19 protein-coding genes are annotated in these 17713 nt (G+C 36.6%); 2 read left to right on the top strand and 17 right to left on the bottom strand.

The window, feature by feature from the left end; genetic code table 11:
- The first annotated feature begins 211 nt into the window (after positions 1-211).
- Both EKM66_RS10185 and EKM66_RS10180 read left to right on the top strand, forming a co-directional pair.
- Positions 212-943, top strand: coding sequence for an alpha/beta hydrolase (locus EKM66_RS10185; RefSeq protein WP_125764249.1), 732 nt, complete (start codon positions 212-214; stop codon positions 941-943).
- Positions 944-1046: 103 nt separating this feature from the next.
- Positions 1047-1775, top strand: coding sequence for an alpha/beta hydrolase (locus EKM66_RS10180; RefSeq protein ID WP_125764247.1), 729 nt, complete (start codon positions 1047-1049; stop codon positions 1773-1775).
- Positions 1776-1826: 51 nt separating this feature from the next.
- Here the strand turns inward: EKM66_RS10180 and EKM66_RS10175 are convergent, their stop codons facing one another.
- From EKM66_RS10175 to lacG (EKM66_RS10100), 17 genes are all read right to left on the bottom strand, one after another.
- Positions 1827-2381: a GNAT family N-acetyltransferase gene (locus EKM66_RS10175; protein WP_164505122.1), complete on the bottom strand. Its 555-nt coding sequence runs from the start codon at positions 2379-2381 to the stop codon at positions 1827-1829.
- Positions 2365-2538, bottom strand: a complete 174-nt coding sequence (locus tag EKM66_RS12615; protein ID WP_164505121.1) for a hypothetical protein — start codon at positions 2536-2538, stop codon at positions 2365-2367. Before EKM66_RS12615 ends, EKM66_RS10175 begins: the two co-directional genes overlap by 17 nt.
- Before the next feature lie 86 nt (positions 2539-2624).
- Positions 2625-3482 (bottom strand): MurR/RpiR family transcriptional regulator, encoded by an 858-nt coding sequence (locus EKM66_RS10170; protein ID WP_125764243.1) that lies wholly within the window; start codon positions 3480-3482, stop codon positions 2625-2627.
- Between the two features lie 55 nt (positions 3483-3537).
- Positions 3538-4515, bottom strand: a complete 978-nt coding sequence (locus EKM66_RS10165) for a Gfo/Idh/MocA family protein (RefSeq protein ID WP_125764240.1) — start codon at positions 4513-4515, stop codon at positions 3538-3540.
- 29 nt (positions 4516-4544) lie between these two features.
- Positions 4545-5555 (bottom strand): Gfo/Idh/MocA family oxidoreductase, encoded by a 1011-nt coding sequence (locus tag EKM66_RS10160; RefSeq protein ID WP_125764255.1) that lies wholly within the window; start codon positions 5553-5555, stop codon positions 4545-4547.
- A gap of 170 nt (positions 5556-5725) precedes the next feature.
- Entirely contained in the window at positions 5726-6232 is a 507-nt protein-coding gene (locus EKM66_RS10155) for a citrate lyase holo-[acyl-carrier protein] synthase (RefSeq protein WP_125764238.1), read from the bottom strand.
- 93 nt (positions 6233-6325) lie between these two features.
- Complete coding sequence (ribH, locus tag EKM66_RS10150) at positions 6326-6802, bottom strand: 6,7-dimethyl-8-ribityllumazine synthase (protein ID WP_125764236.1); 477 nt, start codon at positions 6800-6802, stop codon at positions 6326-6328.
- A gap of 228 nt (positions 6803-7030) precedes the next feature.
- Positions 7031-8320 (bottom strand): APC family permease, encoded by a 1290-nt coding sequence (locus tag EKM66_RS10145; RefSeq protein WP_125764234.1) that lies wholly within the window; start codon positions 8318-8320, stop codon positions 7031-7033.
- Between the two features lie 24 nt (positions 8321-8344).
- On the bottom strand, positions 8345-9058 hold the full coding sequence (locus EKM66_RS10140; RefSeq protein ID WP_125764232.1) for a gamma-glutamyl-gamma-aminobutyrate hydrolase family protein: 714 nt from the start codon (positions 9056-9058) through the stop codon (positions 8345-8347).
- Positions 9059-9220: 162 nt separating this feature from the next.
- Positions 9221-9589 (bottom strand): dihydroxyacetone kinase phosphoryl donor subunit DhaM, encoded by a 369-nt coding sequence (dhaM, locus tag EKM66_RS10135; protein ID WP_125764230.1) that lies wholly within the window; start codon positions 9587-9589, stop codon positions 9221-9223.
- Positions 9589-10182 (bottom strand): dihydroxyacetone kinase subunit DhaL, encoded by a 594-nt coding sequence (gene dhaL, locus EKM66_RS10130; RefSeq protein ID WP_125764228.1) that lies wholly within the window; start codon positions 10180-10182, stop codon positions 9589-9591. Before dhaL ends, dhaM begins: the two co-directional genes overlap by 1 nt.
- 21 nt (positions 10183-10203) lie before the next feature.
- Positions 10204-11196 (bottom strand): dihydroxyacetone kinase subunit DhaK, encoded by a 993-nt coding sequence (gene dhaK, locus EKM66_RS10125; RefSeq protein ID WP_125764226.1) that lies wholly within the window; start codon positions 11194-11196, stop codon positions 10204-10206.
- Positions 11197-11478: 282 nt separating this feature from the next.
- A complete protein-coding gene (lacG, locus tag EKM66_RS10120) occupies positions 11479-12903 on the bottom strand; it encodes a 6-phospho-beta-galactosidase (protein ID WP_125764224.1) in 1425 nt (474 codons plus the stop codon).
- Between the two features lie 50 nt (positions 12904-12953).
- Positions 12954-14696, bottom strand: a complete 1743-nt coding sequence (locus EKM66_RS10115; RefSeq protein WP_125764222.1) for a lactose/cellobiose PTS transporter subunit IIB — start codon at positions 14694-14696, stop codon at positions 12954-12956.
- 39 nt (positions 14697-14735) lie between these two features.
- Positions 14736-15083, bottom strand: a complete 348-nt coding sequence (locus tag EKM66_RS10110; RefSeq protein ID WP_125764220.1) for a PTS lactose/cellobiose transporter subunit IIA — start codon at positions 15081-15083, stop codon at positions 14736-14738.
- A 14-nt stretch (positions 15084-15097) separates the two neighbouring features.
- Positions 15098-15952 carry a PRD domain-containing protein gene (locus EKM66_RS10105; RefSeq protein WP_125764219.1) on the bottom strand — a complete coding sequence of 285 codons (855 nt, stop codon included), beginning with the start codon at positions 15950-15952 and terminating at the stop codon, positions 15098-15100.
- Positions 15953-16267: 315 nt separating this feature from the next.
- Positions 16268-17692 (bottom strand): 6-phospho-beta-galactosidase, encoded by a 1425-nt coding sequence (gene lacG / locus EKM66_RS10100; protein WP_125764217.1) that lies wholly within the window; start codon positions 17690-17692, stop codon positions 16268-16270.
- Positions 17693-17713 lie beyond the last annotated feature (21 nt).

Genomic DNA, 17713 nt, shown 5'->3' with positions numbered 1-17713 from the left:
ACACTAAATTTTATCATGAGTTGGAGAAAAGTTATTAAGATTTGTTTAAGATGTTGCATTTGGGCTTGACATGTAGCTAAAATTTCTAACTTCATATAATTTTTGTTATGTAACCTTGTAATACTTTAATTGTCATTTACCTAACTTGACATCAAACTCAAAGACCCTCAACATGAACAATAGATAAAAAATAATATTCGGAGGCAATTCAATGACTTTATTGAGCACAAGTTTTCGTACTAATTATTTACACACGTATTTTAAGACAACGGTTGTGATACCAGACACAGGCAAGACCGACTACAAGGCGGTTTGGCTATTGCACGGATATACCGCTGACGATACGACTTGGATGAGAAATACAAATGTCGAGAAGCTGGCAGACAAATACAACTGGGCAATCATAATGCCAGAAGGCAGAAATGCATTCTATACTGATTCAGACTTCATCCCATATTACAGTTTCTTCATTAAAGAACTGATTCCAAAGATGCAAGGCCTACTACCTATCTCCTCAGAACCTGAAGATAATTATATTGCAGGTGTAAGTATGGGCGGTTACGGTGCACTTAAAATTGGATTGGAAAATCCTGATAAATTCGGTCGTATTGCGGCAATGTCACCTGTTGCTGACATTGAAAATTTCAGAAACAATCCCAAGAGCCCAATGCCATTAAATACTTTTGATACTATTTTCGACTCGACAAATAAAATTCATGATAATCAACTTACAAATATTTTGGATAAAGTAGATGCCACAGATCAAAAAGTTCTTCAATTATGTGGTGACGATGACTTCATGCATAATGATAATGTGGTTTTGAAAGACAAATTAACTAAGAAATTCGGTGCTAACTACAAGTGGATGCCAGTTGAGGGCGATCACTCATGGACAACTTGGACAGCAAATGTCGATGGAGTATTCAACTGGTTAAACAAATAGCTATTAAACGTCATACTTTTGTATGATGTTTTTTTGGTTCAACTTGCAAAATACTAAAACTGATTTAAAATCATTAACATAATTAATCTATCGAGGTTTTTAAATGACACTAATAAATATGAGCTATCGCACCAACTATCCGCACACATACTTCAAAACAACTATCGTTATTCCCGATTCGGGGAAAAAACAGTACAAAGCTGTTTGGTTGTTACATGGATATACTGGAGACGATACCGCTTGGATTCGCCATGCAAATATTGAAGAACTGGCACGTGAACATGATTGGGCAGTCATTATGCCTGAAGCAAGGAATGCATTCTATACCGATTCCGACTTCATCCCATACTACAGCTACTTTATTGATGAATTAATTCCTAAAATTCAGGGAATGTTCCCTATTTCTGATAAAGCTGAAGACAATTATATTGTTGGATCAAGCATGGGCGGTTATGGTGCTCTCAAAATTGGCTTCACTAACACTGATAAATTCAGTAAAATTGCTGCATTATCACCAGTTGTAGATATTGAAAACTTTAGAAATAATCCTAAATGCCCAATGTCCAAAAATACTTTCGATACCATTTTTGATTCTCGTGAAAAAATTCAGGCTAATCAGTTAACAAGTATTTTTAATAGGCTTCAGCCACGATCAAAAGTCCTGACGCTTTGCGGCGATGAAGATTATATGCACGAAGATAATATTATGTTCAAAAACTTCATGACAATACATTTGACTGACCATTATACTTGGATGCCAGTTGACGGTGACCATTCCTGGGTAACTTGGGTTGGTAATATTGGCAAGGTTTTTAAATGGTTAGAAAATTAAAAAGCTATGAATCGGTATTTAAACCGGTCCATAGCTTTTTGCGCTTAATAATTATTTTTCAACATAATGAAATAATTCATCATGTGTAATTAGCATAAGTGCACTACTTAAGCTTGAATTGTCTGCATCCCAAGGCTGTAAATACTCAAATCCCATAATCTCGTAAAAATCCATAGCATTCGTTAAAGCTTCTAAATAAATAACCTTACATCCTAAATTGAAAACTCTATCCAATTCTAGCAATTTATGTAATAAATAGCTCATCATACTTCTACCAAATCCCAAGCTTTGATACTTTTTATCAATAGCAAAGTACTGTATCTTCACCGCACTAAATTCCCTCATAGTTTCCCGTGATGCCGGCGGTTTAACGTAACAACTAGAATGTTCAACTAGCAATAAAGATGAAGAAGTTGAAAAAAATCCAACAATCACATTATTTTTAATTAATAAGGTGGTGGAAATACAATTCTCAATATCTAAGTTCATTGCTTCATAAACAAGAAACTCATTTAACCGTGGATCACCACAATCAAATGAGTTTAATAAGTTTATATCATCAATCATTGAAATACGTATTGGCATAAGATTAATATTTTTTCCCATTAATAGTAACATTAGATTCATTAACAAATTTTCTAATCATCTTTTGTTTAGCGTCTAATTCTTTCTTAGTTTTTTTTCGAAACAAGACATCGTTAATTCTACTTTCCTCAATGGCAGAGTTAATAACTATCTTATTTCCAATTTTGTAATTAGTCATTATAACTCCTCCTCTCAGTAACATTAGAATAACAGGTAATATCACCAATAACAATCAAACAAATTCAAAACCAAAAACAAATAATATTAATTATCAAAATTCTTTTCAGATACCTTTTCCTTATTCATAATATCCACTAAATGAGTTGTATATTCATCTTCGTAAATAATAGCAAATAATGTATCCAAGATATACTCAAATGAAATCTGTGAAGCAAAAGTTCCTACTTTAACAAAATTATATTCCGTCTGAGGAACTTCGACAACATACTTGGCCAACTTAGCCATTTCAGAATTGGCGTCACCAGTTATAAGAATAGTATTTCTGCCTTCATTTCTTAGATAATTCAAATATTGAATAGACTGGTGATTATTACCGCTGTAACTAATGAACATTCCACAGTCTTTTTCTTCCAAGTTTAATGAGTGCCAACTGCCTTCTCCATATTCTCCAGCAACGATTGGATAACGATTGATCTTGTTGAACTTATTTTGAAAGCTTCGCGCTCGTATTTGCGAATCCCCCGTACCAAATAAGAATATTCTATTGGCTTTAATTAATATTTTGGCAACCTCTTCTAAAACGTTTTTGTCCAGTTTGTCAGCAGTCTTTTGAATAGATTCAATCGACAAATCTGCCATATTCTTAGCAATTTCAAATGCAGAATCAGATGACGTAAACGGAAAGTTAGCATTAACATTCGATACAACATGAAGATTATCTTGCACTTCCTTGACCATTGCCACACGGAAATCCTTGAACCCAGTGAACCCAAGTTTCTTAGTTAAACGAATAACTGCAGAATGTGAAGAGTACGCTCTTTTAGCCAAATTCTGAACAGTTATTTCTGCCATATCCATTTGATTATCCAATATATAATCAGCAATTCTTTGCTCAGTTTCGGTAAAATCAGACTTTTGTTTTAATTTATCAATTACGGACACAAAATCACCTTCTTAGTTTCAATATATCATATTGATTCCAAGAAGGTGATTTGTTTTAACCTAATTTAATATCAGCGCTGCTCAATGCATCATCAACTATTTCCATGACCGTTTCACTGTGATTTAATTGTTGTTTAACAAAATCCATATCATGATCCGCAATTAATTGATTAAATTTCTTAAATTCTTCATACATACGATGATCGTTAACCTTATCATCTACATGTTTAGAAAATCCATCATTCAAATCAATATCGAAGTCTGACAAAACATTCGTTGGCCCATTAACGACAATTGATCCCTCGTTACCTTGGATAGTCGTTTGAATCTTGGCAGAGGTGTCCTTAGAACCGATACATACTACTTTTGTTTTCCCATAATCCAACAGCAACATCCCTGATGTATCGATATTCTTTTCAATATTTGCCATATATCTCACTGACTTGGGTTTACCAAGAATTCCAGCGATAAAGTGAATATTGTAAATATTAATATCCATTAAGGCTCCACCACCCTTTTTCGGATCAAACGCCGGTAGGATTTTACCTTCTTTAAAGGCATCATAACGATGTGAATACTGAGAATAATTGCATTCAATTAATTTCACATCACCAATTTTGTTCATTGAGTCTTTTAATTCTTTATAATTGGTCAAATATTGGTTGGTGATGGCTTCTACAAGAACTAGTTTCTTATCCAAAGCTAGTTGTTTTAAGTCTCTCATTTCTGACAATTTGAGCGTGAATGGTTTTTCACAAATTACATTTTTGCCTGCTTCCAAGCCTTTTTTGGCATATGCATAATGCAAGAAGTTTGGTAAGGCAACATAAACTGTATCAATATCAGCTTCATTTAAACACTCATCATAGTCAGTATAGACTTTTTTAATTCCATATTTGTTGCTTAATTCTGTCATTGTTGGAACGTCTTGTTCAACTCCAACAATAGCATTTAATTCAATTTCTGGAAGATCGTGAACCATTGTTAAATAGTCCTTAACAATCATACCAGCGCCAATTATAGCTAATTTCATATTAATTCATCCTTTCAATTTCCAAATATCTACTTCATCTGTTTGATTCCTTCTTGCAAAATTTCAATCTGTTTAATTGTTTCTTCGTCCTTAACCAACTTGTCAGCACCATTAATAATTGAATCATAGACGCCTTGATAGACACGACTATAATCACCGACTTCAGAAACAACCTTTTCTTCATGATACTTACCGGCATCGTCGTAATATGTCAAAGTCCCGTAGTCTTCAGGTCTATCCAATCCAAAATCATCATGATCAGGCATATAGAAATGCTTCAAATCGTACTCTTGTCTATCCATATCTTGTTTAATAAACATCCCTTTTTTACCATAGACAGTAAAACTTGGACGTTGCTTGATTCTGAAATAACTTGATTTGACTGAAACCTTCATCACGCCATAATACATATCCAAATCAAAATAATCATTCATCCTACCTTTGCCAAGTAACTGGCGTACATCATAATGAATAGAATCTGGATTACCAAAGAATGACAAAACTTGATCTACTGTATGACAACCATGACCATACAAGTAACTACTGCCAATCGAGAACTCCTTCACACTTTCAGGAATATAAGGACGATAGTAATCATACGTTGACTCTACTTCCAAAATATCGCCTAATACACCACTCTTGATAACCTTTTGAAGTGTCAAAAAGTCTGAATCAAAACGTCTATTTTGATAGCATTGTAAAAACAGATGCTTGCTCTCAGCCAAATCAAACAATTCTCTTGCTTCCTCAGGTGTCGAAACAAACGGTTTCTCAAGTAAGACATTCTTTCCAGCTTCCAAGGCTTGTTTGGCTAATGGATAGTGTAAATTTGCGGGTACACTGACGGTTACCAATTGAATCTCTGGATCCTTCAAAACATCGTTAATGTCATGTGTATATTTAATTCCATCAATTCTTTCCCAAGGGCTATCATTGGGTGCGTAGATAGTCTTCACATTGATATTTCCCCTCTTCAATGCAAATGGTAGATGATAACGATTAACACTCTTTCCGTTTCCGATAAATCCCATTGTTAACATAATGAATTCCTCCAAATCACTTGATAAATTCATTATATGTATCACCATTTGTAAAATCCCATTTTGGAGAATTATAGGTATGAATGTTCAGAAATTAATTCCAAATTGCTGTATTCATTAAACAAAATGTTCAAAAAAAAATGATTCCACAACGAAGTGAAATCATTTCATCAAAACTCAATATTCTCATTAATCAGTTTACATACAATTTTTCGTTTTTCCTCAAGTGTTTTGGCATCTTTATAGACACTCTCACGAGGACGCATTTTTAGATCCTCTCGATTCAACACTCCCAGCGTATCACCATGAACAATATAAACATCAATATTGAACAATGCGCCTAAGGGATTGTGATTCTCAAAAATAATTGCTGCATTCTTTACCATCTGCGCATCAGCACCAATAATTGCGAATGCCTGTGGACCTGTAGCAATATCCCAAACAATACGTTTCTTAACCTCAAAGTCCTTAAGAAAATCCGTAAATCCTTTTTCAAAGACACTGCTTAAGTACTGATTATTTTTGATTGGTCCAGGAACATTTAATTTTGCACTTACTAGAGATCCATAATCAGGTACCTCATCAGAAAGATACTTTCTCTCGCCAACATTTGCTACATGACTAAAATCTAATTGAGCTTCACTTTGCTCGAAACCCTCTGCAAAAACATCAACCATTCCGAAACACTCCCAAATTCTTTTATTGAATTGACCCCACGTCAACTATAAATTATTCTACCATGAATCAAAGAAATAATTTGTATCAATATATCATAATGATAATTTTGAGATTTGGTTTTCAATATCAATCATTTCTAGAACACCAGTTGCACACTCTGATCCTTTATTGCCAGCTTTTCCACCAGCACGATTCATTGCTTGATCCATATTATCCGTAGTTAAAATACCAAACATAACTGGTATTTGTCCTGTCAAAGATGTTTGTGCAACACCTCTTGAAGATTCTTTACTTACATAATCTGAATTAGTAGTCTCCCCTTTGACTACTACACCTAGAGCAATAATTCCATCAAAAACATCAATTTCAGACAAAATACTAGTTATTCTTGGCACTTCCATGACACCAGGTACCTTTACAACAGTAATATTCTCATCAGTAACACCACTGGATATAAGAGTATCAACGGCACCCTTACACAATTTATCCGTAACTGATTTATTAATTTGTGAAACAACAACAGCAATCCTCAAGTTCTTACCATCAATTTTGCCTACTATAGTGTTCATCCTTAATCATCCCCTCAATATAATTTCATAATATGTTATTTGTATTCCATTAATTTTCAGAAACATTGTTCAACAACATTCATAAAATATTTTATAACCGGAAGCGGCAACCAAAGTATTACTTCAAATTCAACATACTATATGCGACTATCATTTGCAAACCAATTTCATCATAAAACAAGGGATTCGCTCAAAGAACGAATCTCTTGTTTTCTAATAATATTTTAATTAATCTATAAAATTCTTTCTAGTAATAAAGTAGAACGGAACGGCGATGATCAAAGCTCCAAGTCCCCATAACAAGTTGACAACTGCCGTATTAACCAACAGCCATACTGATACAACAACTGCGACAACTGGAATGAACCAACCAAACGGAATCTTGAACCCTGTAGGTCTATTCTTCATGGTCTTTCTAAACACTAGAACAGCTATACATGCAGGAATGTATTGAGCAAATCTTGATACTGCACTGATTTGTGCCAATGTAGCGAATGTCCCTGACATTGCAATTCCCCATCCTAGAATGGTTGAAACAATAATTGCGACATATGGTGCACCCTTACTATTTTCCTTTTTCAAAATAGCTGGCATCATACCGTGGTTAGCCATGGCAACACCAGAACGTGGTGTAATAAATGATGAAGCTACACAGATACCACCAATGGATAATAGACTACCTGCGGCAATCAGATACTTACCAAAACCACCAAGGATCTTGCCAAATGCATCCTGCACTGGTGTGACACTGCTTGCCAAACTACTACCCAAAATACCGATACATACAGCTTGAATCAATAGATAGAATGCTGCAACGATCAATAAAATGGCAACTAATGCACGTGGTAAGTTCTTCTCAGGATTCTTCATTTCACCTGCGGCAACAACAGCACCTTCAACACCTGTGAAAGCATAAAACATTGTCATAGAAGCAGTTGCAAATGAACTAGTATTAGCAACTTTACTTGGTAGAAATGGTGTGAAGTTACCACCTTTGATGAACCAGATACCAACAGCGATGAAAATCACTAATGGCAATAGTTTTGAAATTGTAATCGTATTATTAACGATTGAAGTGACTTTTAAACCTGAAATATTCATTACCATCAAAACAATGGCAATCACTGTAACAACTAAGTCCTTTGAAAAGGTATTATTCAACGATGGAAAAATACCACCTAAGGCAGTCGCAAATCCAACATACATTGTACCTTCAGCGATAATACGAATCGCCCAAGTAACGAATCCGACTTCATAACCAACAAAGTCACCGAATGCTGCTTTGGCATAAACATACGGTCCACCAGTTTCATCGAACAAACTGGCATCTTCAGCTAAACATAATCCAATAGTCAAAATAAGAAGTGCATCGAATACCAAGACTATCAAACTAGCTGGGCCAAAAAGTTTCATCCCCTGATTAGGTAGTAAGAAAATACCTGATCCAATAATTCCGTTAATACCAAATAATAAAATTGTCCAAAAACCCATTTTGTGATTTGCTTTAGTTTTTTCCATATTAAGAATCCCCTTTAGTTCGTCTTATGTTCTATCGACAAAATCTTTGAATATTGCTAACTGTTCGGGGTACTGCTGCCACAAATTTTCGGGATGCCATTGGACTGCTTGAACACTGGCATCTTCATTCTCAATCGCTTCAATAACACCGTCTGGTGCTTCAGCAACAATCTTGACACTTGGAGCTGGTTCTTTAATTGCCTGATGATGTCTTGAGTTAACGAACGACTCTGTACCAACTGACTTTTGAAGCGCTGATTCTTCAACCTTAACGTGATGTGTTGGTTGATCTCCAGGTGCATTTTGGTGATGTTTTAACAATGTTGGAGCATCATATTGGACTGCTAAGTCCTGATAGACACTGCCACCAAGGGCAACATTGATAACTTGTGCCCCACGGCAAATTCCAAGAATTGGAACATGCTTGGCAACCGCCTTTTTGATCAAAGGAATCTCAAACAAATCGCGATTACGATTAGTTGTGCCTAATTCAGGAATAGGTTCCTCACCCATAAATGTTGGATCAACATCTGGTCCACCAGTAATCAGAATACCGTCTAACTTATCCAATAATATATCGATCTTATCCTCTGGAAGATACGGCAAACTAACTGGAACTCCACCAGCTGCGAGAATCGCGTTGACTGCAGGACGAGGAACGAAGTCAGCCTGCTGCTGATTGATGACCGCCGTGGCTTCTAAGAATACATCTGCTGTAATACCAATTACTTTACTCATCTTTTTACCCCTTTAAATTATTATATGTTGATTAGATTAACACTTTTTTAATTTTCGTCAAATATATCGATAAGAATATTAAATTAATTTTAATGATAAAACTCAAAAAAAGACTTAAAAACACGTATATTGTGCTCTTAAGTCTTCTTAGCGACATTCCGTCTATTTAATTTTCATATCTTTGACACTATTTTCAATTATCTCTAGCGGTGAATCCACCTGCGCCAGAGTAGCGGCGGCATAAGCACCTTCAACTAGAGCAACGTCGAAACGATGAATCTTTTTATCGCTCATTTCTGAAACCATATCGAGATTCATCTTAGAACTGCCCAAATCATAAAAGGCTAATATTTCATCACCAGTATTGGCATCCACCGCATCTTGGACCTTCTGCATTGAACTACCAATCTCATTATCATCAGTTCCACCAGCAGTCGTAATAGATACATCAGGTGCTGCTTCAGATATCAAATCTTTAACACCCTCAGCAATTTTATTTGAGTGAGAAACAATTACTATTCCAAATTTCATTAGCTATTTTCTCCTAAGACGTCTACTAATGATTCAAATAAATAGGCGCTAGATTGTGAGCCAGGATCCAAATGTCCCTTGGATTTCTCCTCCAAGTAACTTGCACGTCCCTTAGTTGCTACCATATCCTTGGTAGAATCAAGTGCATCCTCAACTACAGACTTATCGAAGTTATCTTGCTTCATTGCATCGGCTATAGGTTGCCATACATCGATCATAGTCTTCATCTTGATATCTGATTCACCACGGCGCTTAATACCATCGGCACCTATTTGAATCAGGTCTGCCAACTCAATATTCTCAGATTTTACAGCCTTCGACATATCTAAGAAGGCTGTCCCATACAATGGACCAGATGCTCCGCCAACTTTTTGAATCATAGCAAAAGCTGTTGCCTTGTACAGATCAGAAACATTCTCTGGTGCTTTTTTAGCGAATGATTCAGTTATTGCCTTGGCACCACGATCCATGTTCGTACCATGATCCCCATCACCGATTGCTGTATCTAATTCATTCAATTCTGACTTATTTGCTTCTAGCTTCTCAACAAACAGTTCGATCCACTTTTGTGCTTCATTTAACTCAAGTTTCATAATGTCATCCCTTCCAAATAATTACCAACCTATAGTGGTTACAGGTTCCTTTAATTTAGAGATCCAATCATCATCAGCCTTCATAATGGTCAATGAGATACCTTGCATATCAAGTGATGTAACGAGATTCCCAACTTTACTGAATCCCACGTCAATGCCATCAGACTGCAATTCATCCAAGACATTATTAGCGAAGATATATTGTTCCATGAGTGGAGTTCCACCCATACCGTTGATTAGTACTGCGAACTTACCTGACTTATCATCAAACTCTTTCATAATTTTTTCGATCAACTCATGTGCCAATTCTTTAGCATGCTGAATCTTCTCAACTGAATAGCCACGCTCGTTGTGAATACCGATACCATATTCTATTTCATCATCTTTCAATTCAAATCCAGGATGACCAACGGCTGGGACAGTCGCAGCATGAAGTGCAATACCAATTGTCTTAGTATTGTCGATCACACTCTGACCTAACTTAGCCAAATCATCTAAGTTCATTCCAGAACGTGCAGCAGCTCCAACAATCTTCTCGACCAAAGCAGTACCAGCAACTCCACGCTTGCCTTGAGTAAATTCACTATTTTTAACAGAAATATCATCATCAACCACAATTGTAGCAATTTTAATATCATCAGCTTCAGCCATTTCCTTTGCCATATCAAAGTTCATGACATCACCGGAATAATTCTTAACTATCAACAACACACCCAACCCTTGGTCAACTGCATTGATAGCCTCATATATTTGATCAGGAGTTGGGGATGTGAACACTTCACCAGCAACAGCAGCGGACAACATTCCGTCACCAACGAATCCGGCATGTAATGGTTCATGACCACTTCCACCACCGGAAACAACACCTACCTGCTTGTTCTCAGAAAACTTTTTATCATTTCTAACTACAGCAGTAGTATCCTCAATTTGTTTGACCAAATCAGAATTTGTCTTAACTAGTCCCGAAATCATTTCAGGAACAATGTCTTCGACATTATTGATAATTTTCTTCATTAAAGAACCCTCCATTTTGAACAAATATTAAACGAAAAACTGAATACGATTACAACTTCCATTATACTTCATTCAGAAACTCGATGAAATTTATTAGTATATTTATAAATGAATAGACAAAAAGACGTGATGATTTCAAGTCATCACGTCTTTTAATTACGATTTACTTACAGGATTACTCCTAGGGTGAGCATCGATTAACGATACTAAGTAAGGCTGTACTTCAATCACAAGCAATTAAGCGGCAATTAAGCATTTACTTCAGAAGAATTTAAATCCAAACTAATCTTTCATTGTATCTGAGAGCTCTTTGAACCAAAGGGCACTCTTCTTGATATAACGTTTTTGTGTCTCAAAATCAACATAGAACAAACCATAACGCTTGTTATAACCATTTGCCCATGAGAATTGATCTTGAAGTGACCAGATGAAGTAACCTTGTACATCGACACCTTCAGCACGTGCCTTGAGCAATGCCTCAATATGTTGATCTACATAGTCGATTCTTGGTGAATCATCAATAACTTCATCAGGACTAACAAATTTGTCTTTGTATCCCATACCGTTTTCGGTAATATAGATAGTCTTGCAATTCTTGTACTCTTTTGAAATTCTTGTTAGTACGTCATACAACCCTTGCGGGAAGATGTTCCAGTCCCAATCCGTCGTAGGAACATCTGGATTTGTAACAGATTCACATACTCCATGGAACTTGAATGATGTAGTACCTTTAGCACCAGTTCCATTGAATACATTGCCACTTGGTCCATCGTATGCCTTAACATATTGGTTTTGATAATAGTTAAGTCCGAAGAAGTCATTTTGAGTACTTGCGGCTTTTAGATAATCCATATCGCCATCTGCGATTTCAAGATGTGCGTCATTCTTATCCAATATCTCGTTGATCAAGTCCATTGTACCGTCACTATACTTGCCCAAGAATGTACCATCAAGCAAGAAACGATTAATGAATGCGTCTTGAAGATCAGCGGCATGTTGGTTTTCGGGTGTTTCTGTAATTGGATAAACTGGTTGGATCACATGGATCAAACCAATTCTACCTTCCAATCCCAACTCTTTATAAGCTAGAACTGCACGAGCATGTGCAACCAATTCGTTGTGTTGTGCCTGAATAGCACTAGTTACATCGAAGTGATGATTTGGAGGGAAAGCACCAGCAATGTATTGACTTTCGGCTAAAGAAATCAATTCATTGATAGTGAACCAATTTGTAACTTCAGGGAACTCTTTGAAACAAAACTTAGCATAATCAACAAAGTCATCAATTTGCTTCCTATTTAACCAGTCTCCTTGGTCAAATAGGGCCTTTGGTGTATCGAAATGATGCAAAGTAACGTATGGTGTAATACCATGTTTCAAGCATTCGTGGAATAATTCGTGATAATATTTAACACCCAATTCGTTAGGTGTACCAACAACACCATCTGGAAAAATTCTTGTCCAAGCAATTGAAACACGAATTGCATTTAGACCATATTTTGCTGACAACTCAAGATCTTCAGGATAACGGTTATAGAAGTCACTGGCAGGATCTGGACTGAAACGTCCCTGCTTCTTCAAGTAGTCATCCCACATTGTCTTCCCTTTGCCGTCAACTTTTGTATTTCCTTCAACTTGGTATGCGGCTGTGGCACCACCAAGAACAAAATTCTTTGGCAATGATTTTACACGATTTAATAATGTCATATAAACTCTTTCTCCTCGTAATTTTTGAAATTAATACATAATCTTAAATATTAGTTTGTTGCAGGATCTGCATCAGTATCTTTGTCGTCACTTGTACCATCTAATTTACCAACGATAAAGTGAAGAGCTTTGTCAGCATGTCTTGTCAAATCAATATATTGTTTACCAGTAGTTGTGATCATCTTAACATTTGATTTATCTGCTTCTTGTTTCAATGTGTCACGCATAGCATCCATTTGTGGAGCTAAAACAACAACATCCATATCAGGTAACAAGTCACCGTGAGCACCATAAGCTGCGGCTGCGGCTTCAACAGGCAAATCTTTTTCTTTTGACATCTTATTCAATGCGTTAGCAAGGATACCTGAAGTACCACCACCAGCACAGATAACTAAAATATTTAGATCTTTCTTATCTTTTGTTAAACCTAGTGGAATATCTCCTGCGGCTGTAGCAACAACTGCTGATGTATCAGCGTTAGGATCAATTCCGTTTGCTTTATCTTCTGCTGCCTTTTCAGCTTCTTCTTGAACCTTTTGTGCATCATAGGCCTTGAAGAATGGGTAGTAGAATATGAAATCGACTGCTAATAGTAAGAATACCAAGATTAATGCTTGAATAGAGAATCCAGTACCCATGTACAATCCGATAGGACCTGGTGTTGTCCATGGTAAGTTATAGATAAATCCGTTCATACCCAAGTGATCAATGAAGAACTTGAATAACCATACGTTCAAGATTGGTGTTAATAGGAATGGAATAAAGAATACAGGGTTCAAAATCAATGGAGCACCGAACAAGATAGGTTCGTTAACACCGAATGAAACAGGAATTGCTGCGGCACGACCAACAGCTTTCAATTCACTTGACTTAGCCATCAAAGCAAACATGTAAGTGATGACCAATGTAGCACCAGTACCACCAAGTGTAGCAACGAAGTACTGTGTACCTTGTGCTAGAACGTCTGTAGCATGTCCACCAGCTTGGAACATCTTCAAGTTAGCTTCAACGTTTGATAGATAAATAGCTGTAACGGCAGGTTCAACGATTGATGGTCCTTGAATACCAATGAACCAGAAGAATGCCATAGCACCATAGATAATTGCCAAACCAACATAACCATCAGCGGCAGTGAACAATGGAGCCAATACTTGGATGATCCAAGCAGCTAAGTTAGTACCTGTAGCTGCACGGAATCCAATATCAAATAGTGCGAAAACAGATGTTGACAATGCAAAAGGAATGATATTTGCAAAGGCTGATGAAATGTTCTGTGGAACAGCATCAGGCATCTTGATTGTAATGTGATTCTTAAAACATACATAGTAAAGATTTGGAACAATGAAACCAACTAAGAATGCGGCCAATAGACCTTTAGTACCCATGTAGCCTGTTGTAAAGAACAAACCTAATTTGTTATTGAATGGATCAACAGCAACCAATAGGAATGCAATTTGTGCAGCAAACATAACTGAAGCTGTAGGAATTTGGTTGATCTTGGGTAATCTCAAGTTCAAACTTCCAGTAAGTGCTCTGGCAACATTAGCTGCAGCCATTAATGATAAAACACCCATTGAATAGTTATAAACCTTTAATAATCCATCACTAACATTTGTTGGCCAGAAGAAACCCCAAATGTTAGGAACGTTTGCAACAAGTAAGAACAAACTGGAAAAGATGATGATTGGCATCAATGAAATGAAACCATCACGGACAGCTTGTAGATAAATGTTAGCGGACAATTTCTTGAAAAATGGTTGAGCTTTTTCAATTTGCTTAACAATTCCGTTCATGATTCTTACTCCCCTCGAATTTTAATATCTGAAACTTAATTATTTCATACCAAGTTTTTTCTCAATCTTATTGATACGATCATACTCATCAATGAAGAATTCAACTTGATCCTTTAACATCATTGTTGTCATCAATGTATCTTGACCATGAACCATAATGAATGTGACATCCATATCCATACCGCCGGCTTCATTAGCCAAGAGCTTTGTTTGTTCGTTATGTGCATCGACGATTGATTCATTTGATTCTTCAACCAATTTACGAGCTTCATCGATCTCACCATCACGAGCTTTGTTCAAAGCTTTGATCAAAGCTGTTTTTGCATCGCCAGCATATGCGACGATTGCGAATCCTGTCATTGATATATCTTCTTTAGTAACTGCCATAATTCTTACCTCACTTAGTTATTTGCTTTCTCTTGCGTTAATCGTTGAATATGAATTATAAAGTATAAGAGCTCGTTACCACTCAATTTCTTACCTAGCTTAAGTTGAAGCTGTTCGTAGATCTCTTTCGCAATTTCAAATGATTTTGGATACGCTTTCATCATTTCCGACTCAAGTGTCTCATTTAATTCTTCATTGTCATTGTTTGGAGTATCTAATCGACCAGCTAAATACTGAAGATGAATCATGAACCTATCGTAATAATTTGCGTTATCGTCAAACCTGATAATCTTGTTATCACTCAAAATTTTCTTAACAACCTTATTGATATCGATTGTCTGACTCTTGTTCAATGAACTCTCATTGGACTCTTCACCTTTAGCATTGATAAAATGCAGCGCTATACTTTTCATTTCTGATTCTGGAAAACTAACATTCAAGTTTTTGTTAATTACATCTAATCCATAGCTTGCAATTAAGTATTCAGTTGGATATTGGTTACTCATATCAGGAATGACACTCTCAGTATAGGTGCGAGATAGAAATCTCTGGTAAGCCCCGTAGATGTGATCGCTTAAAGTAATATAAACGTAATCTAAAACGTTGTAATTAAATTTCTTTTTAGCATAATCGATAATTTCATAAGTAGTTGTGACCACATCGATTGGAATGTCTTTCATCAAGAAGTACAGGTTCTGTTGAGATTCCTTAGTGTTTAAGTAAAAAATCTTTTCGACCCTGTCGGTATCGATATCCGCACCTTTCGTCTTGCCAAAAGCAATTCCTTTGCCCTTCACAATAGCCTGACGCTTGTCTCCCAGGTTGACTAACGCACTGTTATTATTAAAGACTTGGGCTATCTTTACCATCGCTTTTCCCCCTTTCTGCACAAAAAAGCGAGACTACCAGCATTGCAAAAAGTCTGGCATTAACTATGTTATATGCCTTTACTCTTAATTACAATGCTTAGTAATCTCGCCTAATTTAATAGTAACGATTTACTTTGCTTTATTTTTTCAACAAACCCATTGTATAACAGAATATACGATTTGTAAACGTTTACAAACAATTAAGTTACAAAAGCGAACAAAAAGCCCCAAAACTCAACAGTTTTAGAGGCTAATTTTGTTTGTTTATTTTTATTTCATAGGGGTGAAATAAGAGTTTTATTGCTCTGTTTCGAGTTAATCTTCAATTACATGTGTCTCACTAAGTTTCTTAAACCATAGGGCACTACGCTTTACGTAACGTTTCTGTGTAGGAAAATCGACGAAGAACATACCATAACGTTTGCTGTAGCCATTTGTCCATGAGAACTGATCTTGTAATGACCACATGAAGTAACCCTTAACATTAGCACCATCGTGAATTGCATCAGCGATCGCACCGAAGTACTTAGTTAAATAATCAATACGTTTTGGATCATCAATAATAGTATTGTCAGTCACATTGTCTGGAAGACTCTCTTTCAAGCCAATACCGTTTTCAGTAACGTAAGTTTCAGGAACTAATGGATATTCATCGTGAATTCTCATAAGAATATCGTGCATCCCCTTTGGATAGATCGACCAATCCCAGTCAGTCGTCTCAACATCATCTGGCTTCTTCTCTTCACCAATACCATGTAGACGGTTGACCGAGCTACCTTTGGCACCTGTACCATTATGAACGGTCTCTGAAGCACCATTGTAGGCACGCATCCACTTGCTGAAGTAGTTATTGACTCCGACAAAGTCTAATTGATGAGCAGCCTTACTTAACTCAACCATTTCTTCATCAGTGTATTTGAACATCGGCTGATTATTGGCATCGAGAATCTCCTTGACCAAGTCCAATGTCTCTTTGTGATACTCACCAGCTAGAGTTCCATCTAGATATAGTCTATCTTCAAAAGCATCCATCAAATCAGCAGCGTGCTTGTCAGAGGCACTATCACTATATGGATAAACAGTTTGAAGTGCATGAACAACACCGATTTTGCCGCCTAAGTTCATATCTTTATACGCATTAACAATTCGAGCGTGAACAACATTTTGATTATGCTCAGCTTGGAAGGCTAGATCAAAACGACCAGTTGTTGCAGGTGGGAATGTTCCAGAAACATTTTGTTGAATAGCCATCGATGTTGGTTCATTGATAGTGATCCAGTTCTTGATTTCTGGGAATTCCTTGAAGCAATACCTAGCATATGCTAAGAAATCATCAAGCATTTCTTGGCTCAGCCAATCACCATTATTGTGTAATCTCTCAGGTGTATCAAAGTGATGCAAAGTTACATAAGGTACGATATGATGCTTCTCACATGCAGCAAATAACTTGTGATAAAATGCCACACCACGTGGTTCAACCTTACCAGCACCATCTGGGAAAATACGTGACCAAGCAATTGATACTCTGATAACTTGAACACCGTACTTTTCGGCGAGTGTTAAATCTTCTTCATATTTGTGATAGAAGTCAGCGGCTGGGTCCGGGCTGAAACGCCCTTGTTTCTCCAAATAATCATCCCAGAGAACACGTCCCTTGCCATCCTCTTTAGTAGCACCTTCAACTTGATACGCAGCGCTGGCGCCACCCATTACGAAATCTTTTGGTAATGTCTTAGTCATTTATAACTCTCCTTTTAAAAA

It is taken from the genome of Companilactobacillus hulinensis (genome assembly GCF_003946555.1).
GTDB lineage: Bacteria > Bacillota > Bacilli > Lactobacillales > Lactobacillaceae > Companilactobacillus > Companilactobacillus hulinensis.
Note: the sequence above shows the minus strand (reverse complement) of the source record. Positions and strands in the feature narration are given on the sequence as shown.